We start from the raw sequence: 21,813 nt of genomic DNA on the forward strand, positions 1-21,813 counted from the left end.
CACGGGACATAGACGCCGACGGCGCGACAAAGGTTGTCGGGCGTCGCCGCCCGGAGGCGGCGTCAGGCCGTGCGGTCACCCTTGAGGACGCCGTAGACGAGCGTGTCCGTCCACTCGCCCTTGGACCACCAGTCCTGCCGCAGGTGCCCCTCGCGCCGCATCCCGACGCGCTCGCACAGCCGGGCGGAGGGCTCGTTGCGGGCGTCGAGCTGCGCGACGACGCGGTGCATGCGGTAGAAGCCGAACGCCAGGTCGAGGACGGCGCGCACGGCCTCGGTCGCGTAGCCCTGGCCGGTGTGGTCGGGGTGGAAGACCCAGCCGATCTCGCCGCGGGAGACGGTGTCGCCCGTCGTCCACAGGGCGACGTCGCCGACGACCTGGCCGTCGTGCTCGACGACGAGCGCGAGGGCGGAGCCGGGCTCGTCGATGCTCGTGCGGGCGAGCCGCTTCGCGAGCTGCGCCTCGCCGACGTCCGGCGTCCACGGCTCCTCGAGCAGGTAGCGCGCCACCTCGGGGTCGGCGTAGTAGGCGAGCAGGGGCTCGAGGTCCTCCGCGCGGTGCGCGCGCAGGACCAGTCGGCCCGTGGTCACCGGCAGCGGGGTCTCGGTCGTCACGGTCAGGCACCCTACGCGCCGGGGCGGGCGAACCGCGACGTCGGCCCCCGAAAAGCACGTGACGCGGACCCCCGCCGCGGCGCACCGTGGAGGCATGAGCACCCCCGCGCCCGCACCGGCGTGGCGCCTGGTGGAACCGCCCCGCGCCGACGGCCTCGATGTCGCCGACGCCTGGGCGTACCACGGCGTCGCGGCGCTCGAGCGGGCCGTGGGGCTGGCCGACCTGGGGCACGACGACCTCGCGCCCAGGGCCGTCGACCTGCTGGTCGGCGACCGCCACCAGGAGCACGCGCGGTGCCACCGGCTCGTGGCCGTGGACGGCGAGGCGACGCCTGGCGTGCCGCGCGTCGTCGGGCACGGGGAGCTCGTCCTGCCCGTCTCCGACAACCGTCACCTCGCCGTCGTGCGCATCGCGGTGCTGCCCTCCCACCGCGGGCGGGGGATCGGGTCGGCGATCGCGGACCGGCTGCGCCGCGTCGCGCTCACCGAGTGCCGCACCACCCTGTTCGCGGAGGTCGAGCTCGCCGTCGAGCCGCCCGCCGACGCCCCGGACGCGCTCGCGCCCCGGGAGGGACCGGGGCACGTCTCCGCCGACCTGCCGGGCATGCGGTTCGCCCGCCGGGCAGGCCTGGGCCTGGAGATCGTGGCGCGCCGCTCCGTCCTCGACGTCCCGCTGCCGGGCGACGTCGTGGACCGGTTCGCCGCCGACGCCGCCGACCGGGCCGGGGACGCCTACCGCCTGCACACCTGGCAGGACCCGGCGCCGGAGCGGTGGGTGGACCAGCTCGCGGCGCTGGAGCACAGCCTGTCCGAGGACGAGCCGAACGGCGGTCTCGCGCTCGAGGCCGAACGGTGGGACGGCGCGCGCATCCGCCTGGAGGAGACGAAGCGGGCCGAGAGCGGCCGGACCGGCCTCGTCACCGTCGTCGAGCACGTCGCCACCGGCACGCTGGCGGGGATGACGCTGCTCGTCGGGGACGACGACCGCCCCGAGCTCAGCGAGCAGGACAGCACGGTGGTGCTGCCCGGGCACCGCGGCCACCGCCTCGGGATGCTCCTCAAGGCGGTGAACCTGCGCGAGCACACGCGCCTGCGCCCCGCCGCGCGCCGCATCTCCACGTGGAACAACGAGACGAACGCCCCGATGCTGGCGATCAACGTGGCCCTGGGGTTCCGGCCCGCGGGCGGGTCGGCGGAGCTGCAGGCGCCGCTCGCCGACGTCGTGCCCCTCAGCCGCTGACGGCGGACGCGGAGGTCACGCCGTGCGGACCTCCAGCGGCTCGCCGGGGGCGAGCCGCCGGTACGCGTCGCCGCCGAGCCCGCCCGCGACGCGGTCGACCAGCGCCAGGCCGGCGTCGTTGAGGATCGCGTCGTGGATCGGCACGGCGACGCGCGGCGACACCTGGCGCACGTAGTCGACCGCCTCCGCGAGCTTGAGCCACGGCGCCGCGACGGGCAGCGCCAGCACGTCGACCCGCACCCCGCCGGGGGCGGGCGTGAACGAGTCGCCGGGGTGCAGCACGGCGCCGTCGACGAGGTAGGCCACGTTGGCCGGCGGCGGCAGGTCCGGGTGGATAGCCGCGTGCACGTGGCCGAGGGCCTGCACGGCGAACCCGGCCGCGTCGAACGACGCGCCGCCGTCCACCGCGTGCAGCCGCGCGGCGGGGGCGCCCGCCCCGGTCAGCAGCGCGACGACCGGCGCCGGGGCCCACAGCTCCGGGCCGCCTTCGGGGGTCGGCGCGGTCGCCAGCGCGGCCGCCACGCGGGGGACGTCGACGTGGTCCGGGTGCTCGTGCGTGACGAGCACGGCGTCGGCGCCGTCGAGGATGCGCGGGTCGGTGAACGTGCCGGGGTCGATGACGAGGACGTGGTCGTCGCGCTCCAGGCGGACGCCGGCGTGGCCCCAGGTGGTGAGGATGAGGGAGGACATGCCGCCATCCTGGCCCTCATCCCCGGGCAGGCGCTCGCCGGTCGGCCCTCAGGCGGGGGCCGAGGTGTGGGCGAGGAGCGCCGGGAGGAGCACGTCCCACGACGACGGCGGCGCGACCTGGTGGCCGACGCCGTCGAGCACCAGCAGCCGTGCGCCCGGGATCTCCGCGGCCAGCGCCGCGCCGTGGCCGGGGAACAGCGGGTCCTCGCTGCCGTGCACGACCAGCGTCGGCACCGTCAGGTCGGCGAGGGTGCCCTCGAACGGGGCCCCGGGCTCCGCGGCGAAGTGGTTCGTCCCGGCGGTCGGGTCGGTGGACCGCTCGACCGCGCGGGCTGCGAGGGCGCGGGTGCGGGCCTCGTCGAAGTCGCCCCGCCCGGTGAGCGCGCGGTCCTCGGCGACGACGGCGGCGACCAGCGCGGCCGTGTCCGCCGGGTCGGGGGAGGGGCCGTCCCACAGGCCGTGCAGCGCGGGGTCGGACGGCGGCAGGGCCGCGTCGTCGGGCCCGGCGAACGCCCGCGTCGTGGACATCAGCGTGGCCGACGCGACGCGGTCGGGGTGCTCGAGCGCCAACTCCTGCACGATGGCGCCGCCCATCGACAGGCCCACGAGGTGCGCCCGGTCGGCGCCCACGGCGTCGAGCACGCGCAGCGCGTCCTCCGTGACGTCGCGGCCGGTGTAGTCCGGCGCCCCGGGCGGGCAGGTGGTGGAGCGGCCCGTGTCCCGGTGGTCGTACCGGACGACATGCCGCCCGCGGTCGGCGAGCGCCACGACGAGGTCGGCGGGCCACCAGTCCATCGACGACCCGACGCCGCCGACCAGCAGGACGGTCGGGTCGGCCGGGTCGCCGACGGCCTGGAAGCACAGCCGCGCCGTGCCGTCGGTGAAGCGTTCCGGACCGAGGGCGTCGCCGTCCGCGGGCCCGACGGGCGAGGCATCAGAAGGTCGCGTCATGCAGGAGGGACGGCGCGGCGCGGCCGGACTCATCGCTCCACGGCGTCACGGCAGGCGCAGCAGCGCCTGCACCGGGGTGTGGTCGCTGGGCCAGCGGCCGTCCTGCGTCCACGTGTTGATGGTCGCGGCGAGCACCTCGGTGCCGCCGGTGGCGAGCACCCAGTCGATGCGGTCGTTGCCCGGGACCGGCTCGCCGTAGTTGGGGAACGTGCCGACGTCGGGGGTGAGCCGGCGGTCGGCGGCCACCCACGTGTCGAGCAGGCCGCCGTCGGTGACGAGCACGTCGTAGGGCGCGGACCGCCCGGCGGGCGCGTTGCAGTCGGCGGTGAAGACGACGGGCAGCCCGAGCTCCGCGACGAGGTCGCGCACCACCTCGGCGCTGCGCACGCGGGCATTCTCGGACTGGTGGTCGAAGTGCGAGTTCACGTGCACGAGCTCGGAGCCGGTGCGCTCGTCGCGGAACCTGGCCCAGGTGACGATGCGGGTCACCGAGTTGCCCCACGTGGCGGAGCCGATGACGTCCGGCGTGTCCGACAGCCAGAACTGGTCCCACCACAGCAGCGTGAGCCGGCGCGCGTCGTAGAAGATCGCCGAGTACTCGCCGTCCGCGCCGCCGGACCGGCCGTAGCCCACGGTGCGGTAGTGCTTGCCCAGCCCCTGCTCGACGGCGACGAGCTGCTGGAACTGCGCCTCCTGCACCCCGAGGATCGTGGGTTGCTCGAGGGCGAGGAACGCGGTGACGAGCGGGGCACGGTCCGGCCAGTGGTCGGGCTCGCCCGGCTGGGTGGCGTCCTCTCGGTCCAGGCGGATGTTGAAGCTCATCGCGTGCAGCGTCGACCCCTTGGCCGGGCCGATCAGCGCGCCCCTGGCCGGTCGTGCGGAGGTCGTGGCGGCGGCGCCCGGCGCGGCCAGGGCGCCGGCGACGCCGAGCGCGCTGAGCGCGCCGGCCGCGGTGAGCGCGCCGCGGCGGGTGATGCCGGCCGGGGCGGCGGAGCTGCGGTGGTCCATGTCGTCTCCAGGGGTAGGGATCGGTCGTTGCCCGACCATCCCATCGGCCGCACGTGGCCGCCCGACGGACGCCAGGTGGACGGCGGGCGACGGCGCCGTGACCAGGGCCTCGACCGCCGCGCGGCGCGTCCTCGGCGGCCCGCTCCGACTAGGCTCGGCGCATCGTGACCGACCCGTACCGAGAGACCACCGCCCCACCCACCGATCCCTCCGATCCCACCGCCCGCCTCGTGGCGTGGGGGCAGGAGCTGCTCGCCGTCCACGCCCGCCTCCGCGACGCCCTGGAGGTCGCGCGGGAGGCCGTCGACACCGCCGACGGCGTCGCGCCCACCCCGACCGGCGGAGCCGACCCCCGCCGCCTGATCGGCCTCTACTGCCACGGGTTCTGCCAGGCGCTGGAGGGTCACCACCGCGGCGAGGACGGCAGCGTCTTCACCGCGCTCCTCCAGCTGCGCCCGGACCTCGCGGGCGTCGTCGCCGAGCTGCAGCAGGACCACCGCGTCCTCGACCACCTGCTCGGGGCGCTGTCCCACGCGGTCGACGCCGGCGCGGACGCGGCCACCCTCGACCGGCACCTCGACGGCATCGACGCCGTCATGGAGACGCACTTCCGGTACGAGGAGAAGCGGCTGGTCGACGCGCTCGACGAGCCCGCGCTCGCGGCCGCGCTGACCGGCACCGACCGGCGCGCCGCCCTGGGTCCGCTCGCCTGACCCGACGGCCTGTCATCTCCCCGCGACGGCGGTGCGCCGACGTCGTGCAGACTGGCCCGACCGCCCGCGTCCCGAGAGGTCCCTCATGCCTGCCGCGCCCCTGTCGCCCGCCCGCCAGCCCCTGTCCCGCACCGGCCGTGTGTACGCGGTGATCGCCGTGATCGAGGCGTTCACCTGGGCGGGCCTGCTGGTCGGCATGTTCCTCAAGTACGTCACGGAGACGACGGAGGCGGGCGTCTGGCTGTTCGGCCGGCTGCACGGGGCGGCCTTCGTGGCGTACGTGGTGATCGCGCTGGTCGCGGCGGTGAAGCTCCGCTGGGGCTGGTTCCGCACGCTGGTGGCGCTCGCGGCCGCCGTCCCGCCCCTGACGACGCTGCTCGCCGAGTGGTGGCTGCGCCGCACGGGGCACCTGAGCGACCCGGCCGTCCGCCTGTCCGCGGCACCGGAGCCCGAGCCCGAGACGATCTCGGCGAGGTAGTCCCGCACCCGCCGAGGTAGTCCGGCATCCGCCGAGGTAGTCCCCGACCCGGCGCGGAAGGTGCCGTTCTTCCCCGGTTCTCGCGGTCGTCATGCCGCTGTCGCACGGCCCCGCTACGGTGACGCCCACCACAGTCACTGTCACCGGGAGCGTCCCATGACCTCTGCTCGGCCCACCCTCCGCCGGCGGACCGCCGGCGTCGCGTGCGTGTCCCTCGCCTTCGCGGGGATCGCCACCACCGGCGCCGTGTCCGCCAGCGCCGACCCGATCGTCGACGTCCAGATCCTCGCCACCAACGACTTCCACGGCCGCATCCAGGCGAACGGCACCGAGGCCGGCGCCGCGGTGCTGGCCGGCGCGGTGCAGCAGCTGCGCGCCGAGAACCCGAACACCGTCTTCGCGGCGGCGGGCGACCTCATCGGTGCCTCGACGTTCGAGTCCTTCATCCAGCACGACAAGCCCACGATCGACGCCCTCAACGCCGCGGGCCTCGACGTGTCGGCGGTCGGCAACCACGAGCTCGACCAGGGTTACGACGACCTCGTGAACCGGGTGATGGCGCCCTACGACGCCGAGACCAACCCGTACGGCGGCGCCGAGTGGCAGTACGTGGCCGCGAACCTCAAGGTGAGGGCGACCGGCGACGACGCCGTCCCGGCCACGTGGATCAAGGACTTCGGCGACGTGCAGGTCGGCTTCGTCGGCGCCGTCACGGAGGAGCTGCCCGCCCTCGTCAGCCCGGCCGGCATCGCGGACCTCGACGTGCGGGGCATCGTCGACTCGGTGAACGAGGAGGCCGACGCGCTCAAGGCCGAGGGCGCCGACCTCGTCGTCATGCTGGTGCACGAGGGCGCGGAGTCCACGGACTGCGCCGCGATGCCGACGGCGGACAACGCGTTCGCGAGCATCGTCAACGACGTGAGCCCCGAGGTGGACGCCATCGTCTCCGGGCACACGCACCTCGCGTACGACTGCAAGTTCCCGGTCGACGCGTGGTCCGGCGAGGCCGTGACGGAGCGCCCGGTCGTCTCCGCGGGCCAGTACGGCTACAACCTCAACCAGCTCACGTACTCGGTGGACGCGGCGACCGGCGAGCCGGTCGGCGTGGAGACCGGGATCCTGCCGCTCGCCGGCGCCTACCCGGCGGACCCCGACGTCGCGACGATCGTCGCCGACGCGGTCAAGGAGGCCGACGTGCTCGGCGCGGAGCCGCTGGGCGAGATCGGCGGGGCGTTCAACCGCGCCAAGCTGTCCTCGGGTGCGGAGAACCGCGGCGGCGAGTCCACGCTCGGCAACCTGGTCGCCGAGGTGCAGCGCTGGGCCACCGAGGCCCCCGAGTCGGGCGAGGCGCAGATCGCGTTCATGAACCCGGGCGGCCTCCGCGCCGACATGGTGGGCTCCGGCACAGACGCCTTCCCGCGCACGCTCACCTACAAGCAGGCAGCCGCGGTGCAGCCGTTCGCCAACACGCTCGTCAACATGGACCTCACGGGCGAGCAGCTCAAGACCGTCCTCGAGCAGCAGTGGCAGCGCGACGCCGACGGCAACGTGCCGTCGCGGCCGTTCCTGCGGCTCGGCGTCTCGGAGGGCTTCACCTACACGTTCGACGCGAACCGTGAGGAGGGTGACCGCGTCACCGGCATCTGGCTGGACGGCGAGGCGGTCGACCCCGCCACGTCGTACTCGGTCACCGTGAACTCGTTCCTCGCGTCGGGCGGCGACAACTTCCGCGCCTTCGCGGACGGCGCGAACGCCCGCGACACCGGCAAGGCCGACCTCGCCGCGTTCGTCGACTACATGGCGACGCACACCGCCGACGAGCCCCTGGCCGTGGACCCGAGCCAGCGCGCCGTCGGCGTCTCGTTCCCGTCCGACGCCCCCGAGGCGTACGAGCCCGGCGCGACCGTCGCCTTCGACGTCTCGTCCTGGTCGATGTCCGCCCCCGGCGACGTGACCGACCCCGAGCTCACGGTGTCCCTCGGCGACACCGAGTTCGGCACCGCCGCCGTCACCACCGCGGCCGGCACGACGCCGGACGACACGATCGGCACCGCCTCCGTCGCCGTCCAGCTCCCGGCGGACGCCCCGGCCGGTGCCACCGCCCTCACCCTCAGGGGCGCCGCGACCGGCACCGAGGTGACGGTGCCGATCGAGGTGACGGAGCCCGCGAAGGCCACCCCGACCCTCACGGTCGACGCGCCGAAGACGGTCGTCGCGTGGCTCCAGCCCGCGCGCCTCGACGTGTCGGTCGAGACGCCGGACGGCACGCCCACCGGCAAGGTGACGGCCACGATCCAGGGCAAGAAGGTCGACGTCGACACGCTGAACAAGAAGGGCGACGCCCGCCTGTGGGTCGGACCGTTCAAGCCCGGCACCGTCGAGGTGGAGCTGCGCTACTCCGGCGACGACGCCACCGAGGCGGCCACGACGACCACCACCATCCGGGTGAAGAGCCTGTGGGAGGTCATCTTCGGCGCATGGTGACCGACCAGCGCTGACGCGACGACGGCCCGGCCCGACGCTCTCCTGAGCGTCGGGCCGGGCCGTCCTTGCGCCGGCGTGCGGACGTCAGGAGCGACGCCGGACGTGCAGCGCCGTGGCGGCCACGGCCGCCAGCAGGCCGAGGGCGAGCAGGATCCCGCCGCCGAGCGCGGCGCCCCCGGCGGGGCTGGACTCCATCTCGGACCTCATCGTGCCTGTGCCGTCCGCGAGCTCGGTCGTCCCTGCGGCGAGCGTGGCCGCTCCGTCCGCGAGTTCGGTGCTGCCTTCCGAGAGCTGCGTCGCGCCCGTGAGCAGGCGTCCCGCACCGGCGGCCAGGTCGCCGGAGCCCGTGGCGAGCTCGGCCGCCCCCGCGTCCAGGCGCACGCTGCCCTTCCTGAGCCGCTCGGCACCTGCGGCAGCGTCCGTGGCGCCGGTCGCGAGCTCGTCCAGGCCGTCCTCCAGGCGGCTCGCACCGGCCTCCGCGTCACCCAGCTTGGTGTTGAGGCGCCAGGCGCCTGCCTCGGCGTCGCCCAGCTTGGCGGCGAGCTTCGCACTGCCCGCCGCGGCGGCGTCGGCCCCAGCCGCGAGTGCGGGCGTCTTGCCCGCGAGCTCGGTCGCGCCCGTCGCCACCTGGTCCGTACCCGCTGCAACCAGCAGCGAGCCAGCGGCCAGCTGGTCGGCACCAGTGGCGAGGGTCGCCGTCCCGGTGGCCAGAGAGCGTGCGCCAGTGTCGGCCGTGGCGACGCCAGCCGCGAGCGCCGCGGTGCTCTGGGCGATGGTGGCATTGCCGGTAGAGACACGCTGTGCGCCGTCGTTCAGAGTGACGCTCTTGCCGGCGAGGTCCTTCATCCCGGCGTCGAGATCGACGGAGCCGGCCGCGACCCTGCTCGCCCCGGTGGCGGCTGCGCTGGCGCCGGCCTGGAGCCGCTTGCCGCCGGCGAGCACGGCCGAGACGCCGTCGCTGACTGCGACGGTGCCGTCCGCGAGGTCGGAGGAGCCGGCCGAGAGCCTCGCTGCTCCGGCGACGAGGCCCTCCTCCTTGTCGTTCAGCCCTGCATCGAGGCGCTGGGCGCCGTCGCGGAGGCTCGCCGCTCCTGCACCGAGCTCGTTCAGGGACCCGGCCAGCGTCGTCGCGCCGTCACGGCCCTGCGTGACACCGTCAGCGACGCCAGAGGCACCCGCCGCGACCTTCTCCGCCTGAGCGGCCAGGGCCTCGAGCCGTGCACGGGCGTCGGGGTCGGTGGTGGCAGAGGCGAGATCCGTGAGCTGCTTGGCGATCCCGGACGTCCCGGCCGCTACGTTCGAGGCGCCTGCCTGGGCTGCCTTCAGGCCGTCGGCGAGCTTTGCACCGCCGATCGCGGCCTGGTCCGCTCCGGCCGCGAGATCCGTCGCGCCCCTGGCCGTCTTCGATGCGCCGGCGGCGGCCTGCTGGGTGCCATCGAGCAGCGTCTTGGCGCCCGATGCGAGGGTGGCGGCTCCGGCCGAGGCGTCCTTCGCTCCGGTCTCCAGCTTCGGGCCGCTGTCCATGAGCGAGTCAAGTCCCTCCGAGAGACTGGCGACCCCGTCGGAGACTGCGGCCGCACCGACCGTGAGATCACCGGAGCCCTGGGCGAGCGCGCCGCTGCCGGTGACGAGGGCCTTCGTGCCGTCGGCGACCGAGCTTGCCCCCGCCGCGAGCGGCTTCGCACCGTCGGCGATGGCGCTCGAGCCGGTCGCGAGCTGGGCCGTGCCCGAGGCCAACGAGTCGGCGCCGTCGGCAGCAGCCTGGTTACCGTCGCGCAGGGCGAACGCCCCGCCCGCCACGTTGAGGGCGCCGTCGGCGGCCTTGTCGGACCCTGTGGCCAGCTTCCCCGCACCGGCGTCGGCACGGGCGGCGCCGTCGGCAAGTTTCTCGGAGCCGGAGGCGAGGGTCACGCTGCCGTCGTGGAGCTGGGACGTGCCGTCGGCGAGGTCGGCGCTGCCGTCGTGAAGCCGGACGGTGCCGTCATGCAGCTCGACGATGCCGTCAGAGGCGCGGGTGGCGCCGGGGCTCAGGCGGTCGTTGAGCCCTTCGGACAGCTCGGCGGCCCCGTCGGCGAGCTCGGCCGTGCCGGACGAGAGGTCGTCGGCGCCGTCGACGAGTCGGGCGGTGCCGTCGGACAGCTCGCCGGCCCCGTCGGACAGCTCGCCGGCGCCGTCGGCGAGCTGCGTGCTGCCGTCGGACAACCGGCCGGCTCCGTCGTGCACCTGGACGGCACCCGCGTCCAGGCGGGTGGCGCCGTCGGCGACCTTGCCGTTCAGCAGGACGAGCACCACGAGCGCGAGGAGTGCTGCGATCGCGAGGGCGGTGACGGCCGCGGCGGCCGAGACGGCCGGTCCGCGTGATCGTCGTGGCACGGGGGTGGTCGGGTTCATCGGGGCCTCACTCCGGTCCGCGTCGTCGGCGACGCAGGCGTCCGCACGGCTCGTGGCCGCGGCCCGTCGTCGTCGACGGGTCTGGAGGGACCTTACTGATGCACCCTCAATAAGGGGAGCCCGTGCGCAGATTTCACCCGCTCGGGGTGCGCGACGCCGCGGTCAGCCCCAGCCGCAGGCGTCGTGCACCAGGTCGTAGATGGCGGCGCGCTGCTGGTCGGTCATCGGCACGTAGATCACCGGCTGCGGCGCGCCGTCGACCTCGGCGTGCACGGGCAGGAACGTGCCGCGCTTGTCCTCGGCCACGACGTGCGGGTCGCAGCGTGCGGGCACGACGTCGAGCACGACCTGGCCGTCCGCCTGGCCGGCCAGGTCGTCGCCCGTCCAGGCGGTGCCCGCGGCGGGGGAGAGCAGCGTGGTGCCGGAGATCTCCACCATCTGCACCTCGGAGCCGCCCGCCACGGGCTCGACGGCGAGGGTGATGCGGCCGCCGGGCGCGTCGCCGTCGGGCGTCGGCACGGTCGCCGTGCGCACGTCGGTGACGCGCAGGGTGACGCCGGTGGCGACGAGGCGCTCGGCGCACACCTCCGCGTGCACGGCGGCGAGGCGGGCCAGCGGGTCGGTGACCTCCACCTCGACGGCGGTCCCCGCGCCCGCGCCGTCCACGCCGGGCGACGACCCGCCCGCCGCGACGCGGACGGTCGCCGTCGCGACCGGCGTCGTCTGCGCGTCCGCGCCCGACAGGGCCGCAGGCGGCTCGGCGTCGCAGTCGACCTCCCCGAGCCGCAGCCGCAGGTCGCGGCCGGCGCCGGGCGCGAGGGTGCGCGCACGGACCGCACCGTCCGCGCTGCTCGGGCCGTAGCCGGGCGCGTCGAGGGAGCCGCGGAGCAGCGTCACCGTGCTGTCGGAACCGTTGACGACGTGCACCTTGGCCCGGTGGTCGGCGTACTGCGTGCGGTCCTGCCGCAGCTCGGCGCTCAGGCCCTGCGCGACGCCGCTCGGCAGCGGCGCGACGTCGTCACCCGGGGAGGTGCAGGCCGTCGCCACGACGGCGAGGCCGACGGCGAGGCCCGCGGCGAGCGCGACGGCGCGACGGGCGCGCACGTCACGCCCCCTCCGCCGAGGAGGAGCGCGCGGGCCGGTCGATGACGCGCGTCATGACCAGGGACGTGCGCGTCTTGTCCACGCGGGCGCTGGCGCGGATGGCCTCCACGGTGCGCTCCACGTCGGCCATGTTCCCGGCCATGATCTGCACCATCGCGTCGGCCTCGCCGGTCACGGTGTCGACCCGCACGATCTCGGGGATGGTCGCCAGGTCGCGGCGCAGGGTGGCGGGAGAGACGTTGCCCCGGCAGAACAGCTCCACGTACGCCTCGACGCCCCAGCCGAGCTCCTCCGGTGCGACCCGCACCGTGAACCCGGTGATCTCGCCGCGCGCGAGCATGACGTCCACCCGCCGCTTCACCGCCGGCGCGGACAGCCCCACGTCGGCGCCGATGTCGGCGTAGGTCGCGCGCCCGTCGCGCAGCAGGTGCCCGACGATCCTGCGGTTCAGGACGTCCATACCGTCTCCACGCGCGTCTCCATGCCGCCACCATGCCCGATTTCTTCCACCGTCGCGCACGATCCGTCGGTTCGGGTCCCGAGACGCGCAACGGATCGCGGGTCCGGCGCAACGTCGGCGGCCCTAGCGTCCCGGTCATGACGGCTCTCACCACGCCGACGACGACGTCGGCCACGGTTCCCCAGCCCGCGAGGCTCGAGCGCACGCCGGAGCGCACGGCCACCCCGCGCCGCTTCCTCATGTGCCCGCCCACCTACTTCGACGTGGTCTACGAGATCAACCCGTGGATGGACCTGGGAGTGCCGGTCGACACCGGCCGCGCCCTCGCGCAGTGGGAGCGCCTGCGCGCCACCTACGAGGCCCACGGCCACCATGTCGAGGTGATCGACCCGGTGCCCGGCCTGCCCGACATGGTGTACGCCGCGAACGGCGGCGTCGTGCTCGGCGGCCGCGCCCTGGCGGCGCGGTTCACCTACCCGGAGCGGCGGCCCGAGGGCGTCGCCTACGAGCGGTGGTTCGCCGCCGCGGGCGACGGCGTCGTCAGCCTCGGTCAGGCGGCCGAGCAGAACGAGGGCGAGGGCGACCTGCTGCTCGCCGGCGACGTCATGCTGGCGGGCACCGGCTTCCGCACCTCCCGCGCCGCGCACGCCGAGGTCGCCGCGCTGCTCGGCATCGAGGTCGTGACCCTCGAGCTCGTGGACCCGCGCTACTACCACCTCGACACGGCGCTCACGGTGCTCGACGGCGGCCCGTCGCCGGTCGTCGCGTACCTGCCGGAGGCCTTCAGCCCCGCGTCGCAGGCCGTGCTCGCGGAGCGCTACCCCGACGCGATCCTCGCCACCCCCGAGGACGCCGCGGTGCTCGGCCTCAACGCCGTCTCCGACGGGCGGCACGTGTTCCTCAGCGACCGCGCCACCGGGATGCACGCCCGGCTGCGCGAGCGCGGCTTCGAGCCCGTCGGCATCGACCTGTCCGAGCTGCTCAAGGGCGGCGGCTCCGTGAAGTGCTGCACCCTCGAGCTCCGCCCCGCGCCCACGACCGGCACGACCGACGTCCTGACCAGCAAGGAGGCCCACGCATGACGACGGTCCCGTTCCTCGACGTCGCGTCCATGGCGCGCTGGGTGGCGCACCGCGGCCCGGAGGCCGTCATCGGGCGCCTCGTGGACGCCCTGGAGGTCGACTTCGCCCGCTGGCCCGACCTCGACAAGCGGCCGCGGATCGCGTCGCACTCGCGCGACGGCGTCATCGAGCTCATGCCGACGTCCGACGACGCCACGTACGGCTTCAAGTTCGTCAACGGCCACCCCCGCAACCCGGCGCGCGGCTTCCAGACGGTCACGGCGTTCGGCGTCCTCGCCGACGTGCGCAACGGCTATCCCACGTTCCTGGCCGAGATGACGCTGCTCACGGCGCTGCGGACGGCGGCGACGTCGGCCCTCGCCGCCCGCTACCTGGCGCGCGCCGGCTCGCGCACGCTCGCGCTGATCGGCGCGGGCTCGCAGTCGGAGTTCCAGGCGCTCGGCATGCGGGCCGCGCTCGGCGTCACGCACCTGCGCGTCTGGGACACCGACCCGGGTGCGCAGGCCAAGCTCGCCCGGCACGCGCGCGCCCTCGGCTTCGAGGTGCACGAGGCGTCCAGCGGCGAGGACGCCGTCGCCGGCGCCGACGTCATCACCACCTGCACGGCGGACAAGACGAACGCGACGGTGCTCACCCACGACATGGTCACGCGCCTCGCCCACCCGGGCGTGCACGTCAACGCGATCGGCGGCGACTGCCCCGGCAAGACCGAGCTCGACCCCGCGATCCTGCGGGACGCCGAGGTGTTCGTCGAGTACGAGCCGCAGACCCGTATCGAGGGCGAGATCCAGCAGACGCCGGACCTCGTCGTCACCGAGCTGTGGGAGGTCGTGGCCGGGCGGCGCGACGGGCGCCGTGGCGCCCCCGCCACCGCGGGGCCGGGCGAGGCGTTCGCGCGGCACGCGGGAGACCGGCGCACCGCGGACGACACCACCGTGACGGTCTTCGACTCCGTCGGGTTCGCCGTCGAGGACTGGGCCGCGCTGCGGTTCGTGCGCGACGACGTCCCCGCCGCCCTGCTCCAGCACCTGGACCTCGTCGCCGAGCCGCAGGACCCGAAGGACCTGTACTCCCTGGTGCTCGCCGCCCAGGAGGACGACCGCGCCGACGCCCGCCGCGCGCTGGACCGGCTCATGGGGCTCGCCGGGCGCGGGCACGTCGAGGCGCTCGCGACCGCGCGGTCCTGACCGTCGCCCACCCGACTCCGGCTCCGGCCGTGACCTCCCGCTCCCCGGGGGAGGCCACGGCCGGGGCCGGCCTCTCGTCGTCCGCCGTCCCGCCCCCTGAGACGTGGCTGGACGGGGACTTGCCGAAACCCTGGTGCGCGCTGCCATCATGAGCCCCGCGAGCGTGCCGTCGGCGCGCCGCTGGAGACCCAGAGACGGGGGCACCGTGACCGAGACGGGCGGTGACGACGCGCCGGCGCGCGCGGGCTATGTCGACGACGCGATCCGCCGGATGCGGGTCGCCGCCGCGGCCGCGGGTCGTGGGGGAGCGCCCGGCGCGGCCGGGACCGCGGACCCCGAGGTGCTGCGCACCGCCCTCCTGACGCTCCCGCCCGACGACCAGCGGCTGCTGTGGGCCACGCACGTGCAGCGGCAGGAGCCGTCCGCCGTCGCCGCCGCGCTCGGCACCCACCCTCGCGCGGCGGCCCGGCTCGTGCCGCAGGCCGAGCAGGCCCTCGCCGTGGCGCTCGTCGCCGCGCACGCGCAGGGCTGCCCGCCGGGCTGCGCCGGCACGCGGCCGGCGCTGCTCGACCTCGACCAGGGGCGTTCCCCGGCCGGCCGGGAGACGGGGGTCGAGGACCATCTCCTCGACTGCGCCGCCTGCCTGCGCGCGTTCGTCGACGTGCGCGAGCCCGCCTGGGCGCTGCGGGACGCCGGGCCTCGGCTGCTCGCGGGCGGTTGGCGCCCGCCCGCGGTCGCGACGGCCTCCGAGGTGCCGTCCGGCACCGCGTCCGGCACCGCGTCCGGCACCGCGTCCGACACCGCGTCCGGCACCCCGTCCGCCTCCGCCCCGCGGCCTGCGCGCCGGCAGAGCTGGCTGATCGTCGCGGGCACCGTCGCGTGCGTCGCCGTGGCGGCCGTCGCGATCGCGCTCGGCAGCGGCGACGCGGCACCGGCCGCCTCCGACCCCGGCTCGTCGCCGGAGGCGACCACCGTCGGGTCGGTGCCTGCCGGTGCCACGTCGCCCGTGGCCTCGCCCTCGTCGGCGCCGCGCGGGGACGAGGGCCCGAGCGCGGGGCCGACGCCGTCCGAGGACCCGTCAGGGACACCGTCGGGCGAGCCCTCGCCGACCGAGTCGTCGGACGACGCCGAGACGTCCGACCCGTCGACGTCGCCCACGTCGTCGCCCGGGCGCGACGACGAGCCGACCTCGTCGTCGACCTCGTCGTCGACCTCGTCGTCAGGCTCGTCGTCCGGCTCGACGACGACGCCGTCGACGCGGCCCCCGGCGCCGTCGTCACCGACGCCTTCGCCCGCCACCACGTCGACGCCCACGCCGACCGCCACCGCGACACCGACCGACGAACCGACGGACCCGACCGACCCGGACCCGACCGACCCGGACCCGGGCGAGACGCCGCCGACCGAGCCCACGGAATAGCCCACGTCATAGCCCACGGAGCAGCCCGTGGACAGGCCCCGCGAGCGGCCCGCCGCGCCGGTCCGGGACCGGGCCGGGGAGCCGTCCGGCGTCTCGACGGGTGCCGTCGCGGCACACCGCCCCGGGCCCCGGGATTTGCCTTTGCCCCGTGGGCCGCTGCGATCATGGCCCCCGGCGTGCCCGTGCCGCGCGCCGTGAACGGCCCGTGACGACGGGCGCAGACGAGCATCGGCAGGACGGGGGCGTCGCGTGACCGCGATCCACGACGGCGACGCGCCCGCGCGCCGGGGCGCGGTCGACGACGCGATCCGGAAGATGCGTGCCGCGGCCGCCGCGCACGGGCGCGACGACGCTCCGGGGGCCGCCGGCACGGCCGACCCGGCGGTGCTCCGCACGGTGCTCGCGACGCTGCCCCACGACGACCAGCGGCTGCTGTGGGACCGGCACGTCCTGGGCCGCGAGCTCCCGGCGATCGCCACCGAGCTGGGCATGCACGCCCGCGCGGTGCTGCGCCGTCTGCGGCAGGCCGAGGAGCGGCTCGGCGCCGCGTTCGCCGCCGCCCACGCCCGTGCGTGCCCGCCCGGCTGCCTCGACACCCGTCAGTCGCTGCACTCCTACGTGCGCCACCGGCTGTCGCCGCCGCGCCGCACCGTGCTCGAGGCGCACCTCTTCGGCTGCCAGGGCTGCATGCGTGCCTTCATCGACGTGCGCGAGGCCGGCTGGGCCGTGCGCGACGCCGGCCCGCTGCTGCTCGGGGGCATGGCCGCCGGCGCCGCCGCGCCCGTGGTCGTCGGCGCGCTCGGCGCCGGCACGACGGGCCTGGGCGCGATCGCGTGGTCCGGGCCGGTCGGGGCCGCGCTGCTCGCGGCGTGGGAGTGGGTCCGGACGCTCTGGCTGCGGCTGGGCCAGCTCGGCAAGGCCGGGATGATCGGTGCGGGCACGGTGGCGGGGGTCGCGGTCGCGGCCGTCGCGGTGGCCGTGAGCGGTGGGGGTGGGGGGCCCGTCGCCGCGCCGCCCGCGCCCGGCCCGACGTCGTCGGCGGTGGCCCCGGCGCCCGCCCCCGGCGACGCGGCGTCACCCGACGCTCCTCCTGAGCCCGAGCCGAGCGCGACCACCCCGGCCGAGCCGACGCCGTCCGAGGACGCCCCGGCGCCGCCCGCGACCGACGCCCCGACGTCGGACCCGACGGCGCCCGGCACCGCTCCGACCACCCCGCCGCCGGTCACGCAGCCCGGCACGACGCCGTCGTCGCCGCAGCCCGGCGACCCGGAGACCAGGCCGACGTCGTCCCCGACGCCGCCCGGCTCCTCCAGCCCGCCGCCCCCCTCGCCCAGCCCGTCGCCCACCCCGACCCCGACGTCGTCGCCGTCGGAGGAACCGACGATCCCGGAGGAGCCCGACCCCGAGCTCGTGGTCACCACCGTGACCAGGTCGGTCAGGGCGAGCTGGCACGGGCAACGCTGGTACCGCGTCGTCGCGCCGTCGTCGGCGACCGTCGTCGACGTGCGTGCCGACGACGATCACGTCATGGTGCTCCGCGGGGACGAGGTCGGAGTTCCTCAGCGTCGATGGGGCGAGCCGCGGTCGTACACGATCGAGATCGACGTCGAGGCCCCGGAGGACGTCGACCCCGTGGTGTCGCTCGAGCGGATCTCCGACGGCGCCGACGACGAGGCGGCGGCGCCCAGCGCGACGCCGTCCCCCCGCCCTTCCGCAGGCTGAGCCGCCCCCGGGACAGCGGTCGAGCCTGCCGGGACCGGGGTCCCGACAGGCTCGACCGTGGTTCAGCGCTGGTCAGCGCTGGTCAGCGCTGCTCAGTGCTGTTCAGCGAGGTCAGCGCGTGGCGAAGCCGTGCGCCCCGCGGTGGTGACCCCCGCCGTTCCCGTGACCGTGGCCGTGGCCGTGGCCGTTCCCGTGCCCGTTGCCATGGCCGTTGCCGTGCCCGTGACCCGGCCGACCGGGCTCGACGCCGTTGACGGCCTCGGTGCTCCACGCCAGCTGCTGCGCGGCGTGCCCGATCGCGCGGGACATGATGTCCAGCGCCTCGAGGTTCACGTTCGACAGGTCGTCGCCCGCGGAGTGGTAGTTCTGGTCGAGGGCCTCGCCGGCGACGCCGCCGAAGATGGCGGCCTCCTCCTCCGTCTTGATCGCGTCCGCGCCGGTGAACAGGCCGGAGGCCGGGATGCCGTTGCTGATGAACGCGTCGTAGTCGGAGCGGCCGGAGAACTCCGAGTCCACCCACGCCTGGTCGATGCCGTCGAAGTAGTCCGTGAAGACGGCCTCGGTCGCGACGGAGCCCTCGGGCACCGTGACGGGGGCGGGGAACGTCGACTCGTTCGCGTCGTACACGCCGATCGTGTAGTTCGGCGAGCCGACCATGTCGAAGTTGAGGTAGGTCGCGATGTCGTCGAGGGCCTCGGGGTCGTTCGTCACGAGGTCGTCCACGTAGTGCGCGGAGCCCACGAGCCCCAGCTCCTCGGCGCCCCACCACGCGAACCGCACGGCATTGTTGAGCTTGGCGCTCTTCTTGTTGAGCTGGACGGCGGTCTCCAGGATCGCCGCGGAGCCGGTGCCGTTGTCGTTGATGCCCGGGCCCTCCGGCACGCCGTCGAGGTGGGCGCCCAGCATCACGACGTTGTCGTGCCGGCCGCGCTTCGTCTCGGCGATGACGTTGAACGTCTCGTCGGTGCCGCTCTCGGCCTGCAGGTCGAACGAGACCTGCAGCGCGGGGTCGGCCTCCAGGGCCGCGACGATGGCCGCGCCCTCTGCCTGGGTGACACCGACCGTGGGGGCGTAGCCGTCGTTCGTCTCGCCCAGCGTCCCGTTGAGAGCGCCGTCGGTGTTGTTGTAGATGATGAGCCCGGCGGCGCCGGCCTCGCCGGCGGCGAGCGCCTTGGCACCGAAGGTGCACGACCCGCGCTGGACGACGGCGATCTTGCCCGTCGCGTCGACGCCGGCCCACGAGTCGTCGTGGGGCGCCTCGGGGTCGTCGCTGGCGGGGCAGCCGTCCGCGATCGCGGGCCGCACCGCGGCCGCGGTGACGCCGTCGTCGGGCGTGGACGTCGAGTACGTCATCGCGACCGGGGTGAGGTCGACGCCGGGCACGGTGACGGACAGGTCGAGCACGTCGAAGGTGTCGAACTCGAAGTACTGCCGCTCGGGCTGGTACCCGGCCTTGCGCAGGGTCTTCTCGACGTACCGCGCGGACGCCTCGTAGCCGGGGCTGCCGGCGGCACGGTTGCCGTCGTTGTCGTCCGCGATCTCCTGGAACGCCTCGAGGTGACGGAAGACGCGCTCGCCGGTGACCTTCTTCGACAGGTCGGGGCCCGGCACGTGGGTGCCGTGCCGGCCGGTGGCGACGGCGGGTGCCGCCGTCGCGGTGGGGGTGAGGGACGCCGCGAGGACGAGCCCGGCGAGGGCTGTGGTCGCGACGACCGCGGGGAACTTGCGAACTCTCACGGTCGACCTCCAGATGGGTGACTCGGCGGGGCCCGGGTAGGGGCCCACGACGCACCACGCGACGCTGCGGGGTGCGGTTGGCGCGAGCGTAGGCCTCAGCGCGTGTTCAGGAAACCCCTGGGCTCAGGCGGTGAGGGTCGTCCGTTCGAGCAGCACCAGCACCTCGTAGTGGCTGGTCTGCGGGAACATGTCGAGCAGGCGGGCGCGGGTCGGCCGCAGGGACGGCATGCGCGCGAGGTCCTCGGCGAGGGTCACGGCGTTGCAGCTGGAGTAGAGCACGTGCCCGACGGCGGACTCCTCGAGCCGGCGGGACAGGTCGGCGCCGATGCCGCGCCGCGGCGGGTTGACGACCACCAGCTCGGGGGCGGCGCCATCGCGCGGGGACCCGGGCACGGACCCGGGCACGGACCCGAGCACGGACTCGGTGGCGTCGCCGGCGGCGAAGCGGACGTCGGCCACGGCGTCGGCCCACCACGCGGCGTCGTGCCCGGCGACGACGGCGTCCGCGGGCAGCGCCGCGAGCCCGTCGCGGGTCGCGCCCGCGCTCGCGACGGCCTCCGCGGAGATCTCGATGCCGGTGACGGCCCGCCCGGGGGCGGCGCAGTGCAGCGCGAAGCCGCCGACGCCGCAGTACAGGTCCCACAGGGACGCGGGGGCCACCTCGTCCACCCACGCCCGGGCCTGCGCGTACAGGGCGGTGGCGACCGCGGTGTTGGTCTGGAAGAAGCTCTGCGGGCGCAGGTGCAGGGTGATGCCGTCGGCGCCGACGCGCATCGGCAGCGCCTGCCGCTCGGTGAGCACGACCTCCAGGTCGCCCTCGAGGACGGCGGCGTGCGCGGGCTGCACGTTGACGCTCACCACGGCGACCTGGGGCAGCTCCTCGAGCAGCCAGGGCAGGTGCTTGCGGAGGCGCGCGACCGGCTCCTGGCTGCGCAGCACGAGGCGCACCATGAGCTCGCCGTCCGGGGAGAGGGTCACGAGCACGTGCTTGAGCTCGCCCCGCCACGCGGACTCGCGCGGGGTCTCGCGGCGGCGTGCCCCGCGGGACGGCGACGTCGCGTCGTAGGGCTGCAGCCGCGCCCGCGTGATCAGCGCGGCCAAGACGGGGAACGACTCCTGCAGCGCAGGCGGGTACAGGCCGCAGTCGGTGAGGTCGATGCCCTGCCCGGCGAACGGACCCGCCGCCGACCCGAGGATGCCGAGCACCGGCTCCTCGACCGTGCCGCTGACCACCATCTTCGCCTTGTTGCGGAACCCGGACTCCGGGCCCGTGACGGCGGGGAGCCAGTCGACGCGGTCGTCGGCGAGCAGCGCCCGCACGTGCGCCACCTTCTCGTCCACCTGCGTGGGGTACGGCGTCGCAAGAAGGGTGCACGAGTGGCAGCGGCCGGCGTCGAAGTGAGGGCACTGCACCGGCCCATTGTCCCCCGTGAGCGGCGAGGTGCCCTCAGCCCACGAACAGGCAGAACGGGTGGCCGGCGGGATCGGCGTAGACCCGCAGCGGCTCCTCCGGGTCGTCGGACCGGTCGTGCAGCAGCCGCGCGCCGAGCGCGAGGGCGCGCTCGTGCTGGCGGTCCAGCGCGGCGACGTCGGGCACGGTCGCGTCGAGGTGCAGCTGCTGCGGCACGCCGTCGTCGGGCCACGTGCTCGGCGGCAGCGACGGCACCTGCTGGAACGCGAGGGGGACGCCGCCGGGGTGGCGCAGCACGAGCCAGTCCTCGCCGCGCGGGTCGGGCGCGCCGGGCGGCGGCGCCTCGTCGCCGGCCCGGTACGCGAGGCCGAACAGCTCGCGGTAGAACTCCGCGAGCCGCCGCGCGTCGGTGGTGTCGAGCACGACCTGTCGGATCGTCGGGACGTCGTGGTCGGTCATCGTGCCTCCTCGGGGAACCGCTCGGCGATGCCGCGCAGCCGGGTGGTGAACGCGGTGTAGTCGAACCCGTCGGCGAGGTTGTCGTTGTCGGCCCGCATCCCGACGGCGCCGTCGGCCTCCTCCCGCAGGATGTCGGCGTGCCCGGCGTGCCGGCTCAGCTCCGTGGACACGTGCACGAGGATCTGGTGCAGCGTGACGTCGCGGTTCCCCTCGCGCCACCACCAGACGCGCCCGGGTGCGTCCAGCGGCAGGGCGTCGATGGTGGCGTCGGCGAAGTCCCACACCTGCCGGTACAGGCCGAGGATCCGGTCGGCCGGCTCGTCGGCGGTGGCGAAGAACTCCGCCTGGAGGGCCTCCGCGTCGGCGTCGGGGGAGTCGGCCGCGGCCAGCCACGGCGCGTCCTCGGGCCGCGGCCACGGACGGCCGAAGACGTCTCCGAAGTAGCCGATCTCCACCGTGGCCGCGTGCTTGACCAGCCCGAGGAGGTTGGTGCCGGTGGGGGTGCGGGGCATCCGCGCCTCCCGTTCCGACAGTCCCTCCACCTTCCACACGAGCGCCTGACGCGCCTCGCGCAGGTAGCGGTGCAGCACGGCCTTGGCGTCCGGGGGGAGCTCGCTCGTCGTCATCGGCCCAGCCTGCCGGGTGGCACCGACAGCCCGCAC

The 21,813-nt window shown here is 75.6% G+C and carries 19 protein-coding genes and 1 pseudogene; 8 read left to right on the forward strand and 12 right to left on the reverse strand.

The genetic code is table 11. The annotated features are described in order from the left end of the window. Positions 1 to 62: 62 nt before the first annotated feature. Positions 63 to 614, reverse strand: coding sequence for a GNAT family N-acetyltransferase (locus tag ACFVS0_RS19130; protein ID WP_430549158.1), 552 nt, complete (start codon positions 612 to 614; stop codon positions 63 to 65). Positions 615 to 708: 94 nt separating this feature from the next. Between ACFVS0_RS19130 and ACFVS0_RS19135 the strand changes: the two genes are divergently transcribed. Further along, positions 709 to 1,854 carry a GNAT family N-acetyltransferase gene (locus ACFVS0_RS19135; RefSeq protein WP_430588851.1) on the forward strand — a complete coding sequence of 382 codons (1,146 nt, stop codon included), beginning with the start codon at positions 709 to 711 and terminating at the stop codon, positions 1,852 to 1,854. A 15-nt stretch (positions 1,855 to 1,869) separates the two neighbouring features. Here the strand turns inward: ACFVS0_RS19135 and ACFVS0_RS19140 are convergent, their stop codons facing one another. The 3 genes from ACFVS0_RS19140 to ACFVS0_RS19150 are packed head-to-tail and all read right to left on the reverse strand — an operon-like array spanning position 1,870 to position 4,503. Beyond that, a complete protein-coding gene (locus tag ACFVS0_RS19140; protein ID WP_430588852.1) occupies positions 1,870 to 2,544 on the reverse strand; it encodes an MBL fold metallo-hydrolase in 675 nt (224 codons plus the stop codon). A gap of 48 nt (positions 2,545 to 2,592) precedes the next feature. After that, entirely contained in the window at positions 2,593 to 3,495 is a 903-nt protein-coding gene (locus tag ACFVS0_RS19145) for an alpha/beta fold hydrolase (RefSeq protein ID WP_430588853.1), read from the reverse strand. A gap of 45 nt (positions 3,496 to 3,540) precedes the next feature. Further along, the gene (locus ACFVS0_RS19150) at positions 3,541 to 4,503 is read right to left on the reverse strand and encodes an endonuclease/exonuclease/phosphatase family protein (RefSeq protein ID WP_430588854.1); all 963 of its coding nucleotides are present in this window, start codon (positions 4,501 to 4,503) and stop codon (positions 3,541 to 3,543) included. Between the two features lie 164 nt (positions 4,504 to 4,667). On the opposite strand from ACFVS0_RS19150, the gene ACFVS0_RS19155 reads away from it, so the two are divergent. The 3 genes from ACFVS0_RS19155 (at position 4,668) to ACFVS0_RS19165 (ending at position 8,178) form a co-directional block, all read left to right on the forward strand. Next, a complete protein-coding gene (locus tag ACFVS0_RS19155; RefSeq protein WP_430564687.1) occupies positions 4,668 to 5,216 on the forward strand; it encodes a hemerythrin domain-containing protein in 549 nt (182 codons plus the stop codon). 85 nt (positions 5,217 to 5,301) lie between these two features. After that, complete coding sequence (locus ACFVS0_RS19160) at positions 5,302 to 5,694, forward strand: DUF3817 domain-containing protein (RefSeq protein ID WP_430549152.1); 393 nt, start codon at positions 5,302 to 5,304, stop codon at positions 5,692 to 5,694. A gap of 156 nt (positions 5,695 to 5,850) precedes the next feature. After that, positions 5,851 to 8,178, forward strand: a complete 2,328-nt coding sequence (locus ACFVS0_RS19165; RefSeq protein WP_430588855.1) for a bifunctional metallophosphatase/5'-nucleotidase — start codon at positions 5,851 to 5,853, stop codon at positions 8,176 to 8,178. A gap of 84 nt (positions 8,179 to 8,262) precedes the next feature. Here ACFVS0_RS19165 and ACFVS0_RS19170 read toward each other — a convergent pair whose 3' ends face one another. The 4 genes and pseudogenes from ACFVS0_RS19170 to ACFVS0_RS19185 form a co-directional block, all read right to left on the reverse strand. Next, the gene (locus ACFVS0_RS19170; RefSeq protein ID WP_430588865.1) at positions 8,263 to 10,380 is read right to left on the reverse strand and encodes a hypothetical protein; all 2,118 of its coding nucleotides are present in this window, start codon (positions 10,378 to 10,380) and stop codon (positions 8,263 to 8,265) included. Continuing rightward, positions 10,381 to 10,569: pseudogene (locus tag ACFVS0_RS19175) on the reverse strand (hypothetical protein); the annotation flags it as partial. It lies immediately after the preceding gene. 162 nt (positions 10,570 to 10,731) lie between these two features. Beyond that, entirely contained in the window at positions 10,732 to 11,673 is a 942-nt protein-coding gene (locus ACFVS0_RS19180) for a hypothetical protein (RefSeq protein ID WP_430588856.1), read from the reverse strand. A 1-nt stretch (position 11,674) separates the two neighbouring features. Further along, the gene (locus ACFVS0_RS19185) at positions 11,675 to 12,133 is read right to left on the reverse strand and encodes an Lrp/AsnC family transcriptional regulator (RefSeq protein WP_430549148.1); all 459 of its coding nucleotides are present in this window, start codon (positions 12,131 to 12,133) and stop codon (positions 11,675 to 11,677) included. Between the two features lie 137 nt (positions 12,134 to 12,270). Between ACFVS0_RS19185 and ddaH the strand changes: the two genes are divergently transcribed. The 4 genes from ddaH (at position 12,271) to ACFVS0_RS19205 (ending at position 17,544) form a co-directional block, all read left to right on the forward strand. After that, positions 12,271 to 13,215, forward strand: a complete 945-nt coding sequence (gene ddaH, locus ACFVS0_RS19190; protein ID WP_430588857.1) for a dimethylargininase — start codon at positions 12,271 to 12,273, stop codon at positions 13,213 to 13,215. Continuing rightward, positions 13,212 to 14,402 (forward strand): ornithine cyclodeaminase, encoded by a 1,191-nt coding sequence (locus ACFVS0_RS19195; RefSeq protein WP_430549146.1) that lies wholly within the window; start codon positions 13,212 to 13,214, stop codon positions 14,400 to 14,402. Before ddaH ends, ACFVS0_RS19195 begins: the two co-directional genes overlap by 4 nt. 205 nt (positions 14,403 to 14,607) lie before the next feature. Further along, positions 14,608 to 15,822 (forward strand): hypothetical protein, encoded by a 1,215-nt coding sequence (locus ACFVS0_RS19200; protein ID WP_430588858.1) that lies wholly within the window; start codon positions 14,608 to 14,610, stop codon positions 15,820 to 15,822. A gap of 249 nt (positions 15,823 to 16,071) precedes the next feature. Further along, a complete protein-coding gene (locus ACFVS0_RS19205) occupies positions 16,072 to 17,544 on the forward strand; it encodes a zf-HC2 domain-containing protein (RefSeq protein ID WP_430588859.1) in 1,473 nt (490 codons plus the stop codon). Positions 17,545 to 17,655: 111 nt separating this feature from the next. Here the strand turns inward: ACFVS0_RS19205 and ACFVS0_RS19210 are convergent, their stop codons facing one another. The 4 genes from ACFVS0_RS19210 to ACFVS0_RS19225 all read right to left on the reverse strand — a co-directional run bounded on the left by ACFVS0_RS19210 (position 17,656) and on the right by ACFVS0_RS19225 (position 21,777). Next, complete coding sequence (locus tag ACFVS0_RS19210) at positions 17,656 to 19,281, reverse strand: M20/M25/M40 family metallo-hydrolase (RefSeq protein ID WP_430584286.1); 1,626 nt, start codon at positions 19,279 to 19,281, stop codon at positions 17,656 to 17,658. Between the two features lie 123 nt (positions 19,282 to 19,404). Next, positions 19,405 to 20,694, reverse strand: a complete 1,290-nt coding sequence (gene rlmC / locus ACFVS0_RS19215) for a 23S rRNA (uracil(747)-C(5))-methyltransferase RlmC (protein ID WP_430588860.1) — start codon at positions 20,692 to 20,694, stop codon at positions 19,405 to 19,407. Positions 20,695 to 20,728: 34 nt separating this feature from the next. After that, entirely contained in the window at positions 20,729 to 21,151 is a 423-nt protein-coding gene (locus tag ACFVS0_RS19220; protein ID WP_430549141.1) for a VOC family protein, read from the reverse strand. Beyond that, on the reverse strand, positions 21,148 to 21,777 hold the full coding sequence (locus tag ACFVS0_RS19225; RefSeq protein WP_430549140.1) for a DinB family protein: 630 nt from the start codon (positions 21,775 to 21,777) through the stop codon (positions 21,148 to 21,150). Before ACFVS0_RS19225 ends, ACFVS0_RS19220 begins: the two co-directional genes overlap by 4 nt. Positions 21,778 to 21,813 lie beyond the last annotated feature (36 nt).

Origin of the sequence: Isoptericola sp. NPDC058082 (genome assembly GCF_042885055.1) — a bacterium.
Classification (GTDB): Bacteria; Actinomycetota; Actinomycetes; order Actinomycetales; family Cellulomonadaceae; genus Isoptericola.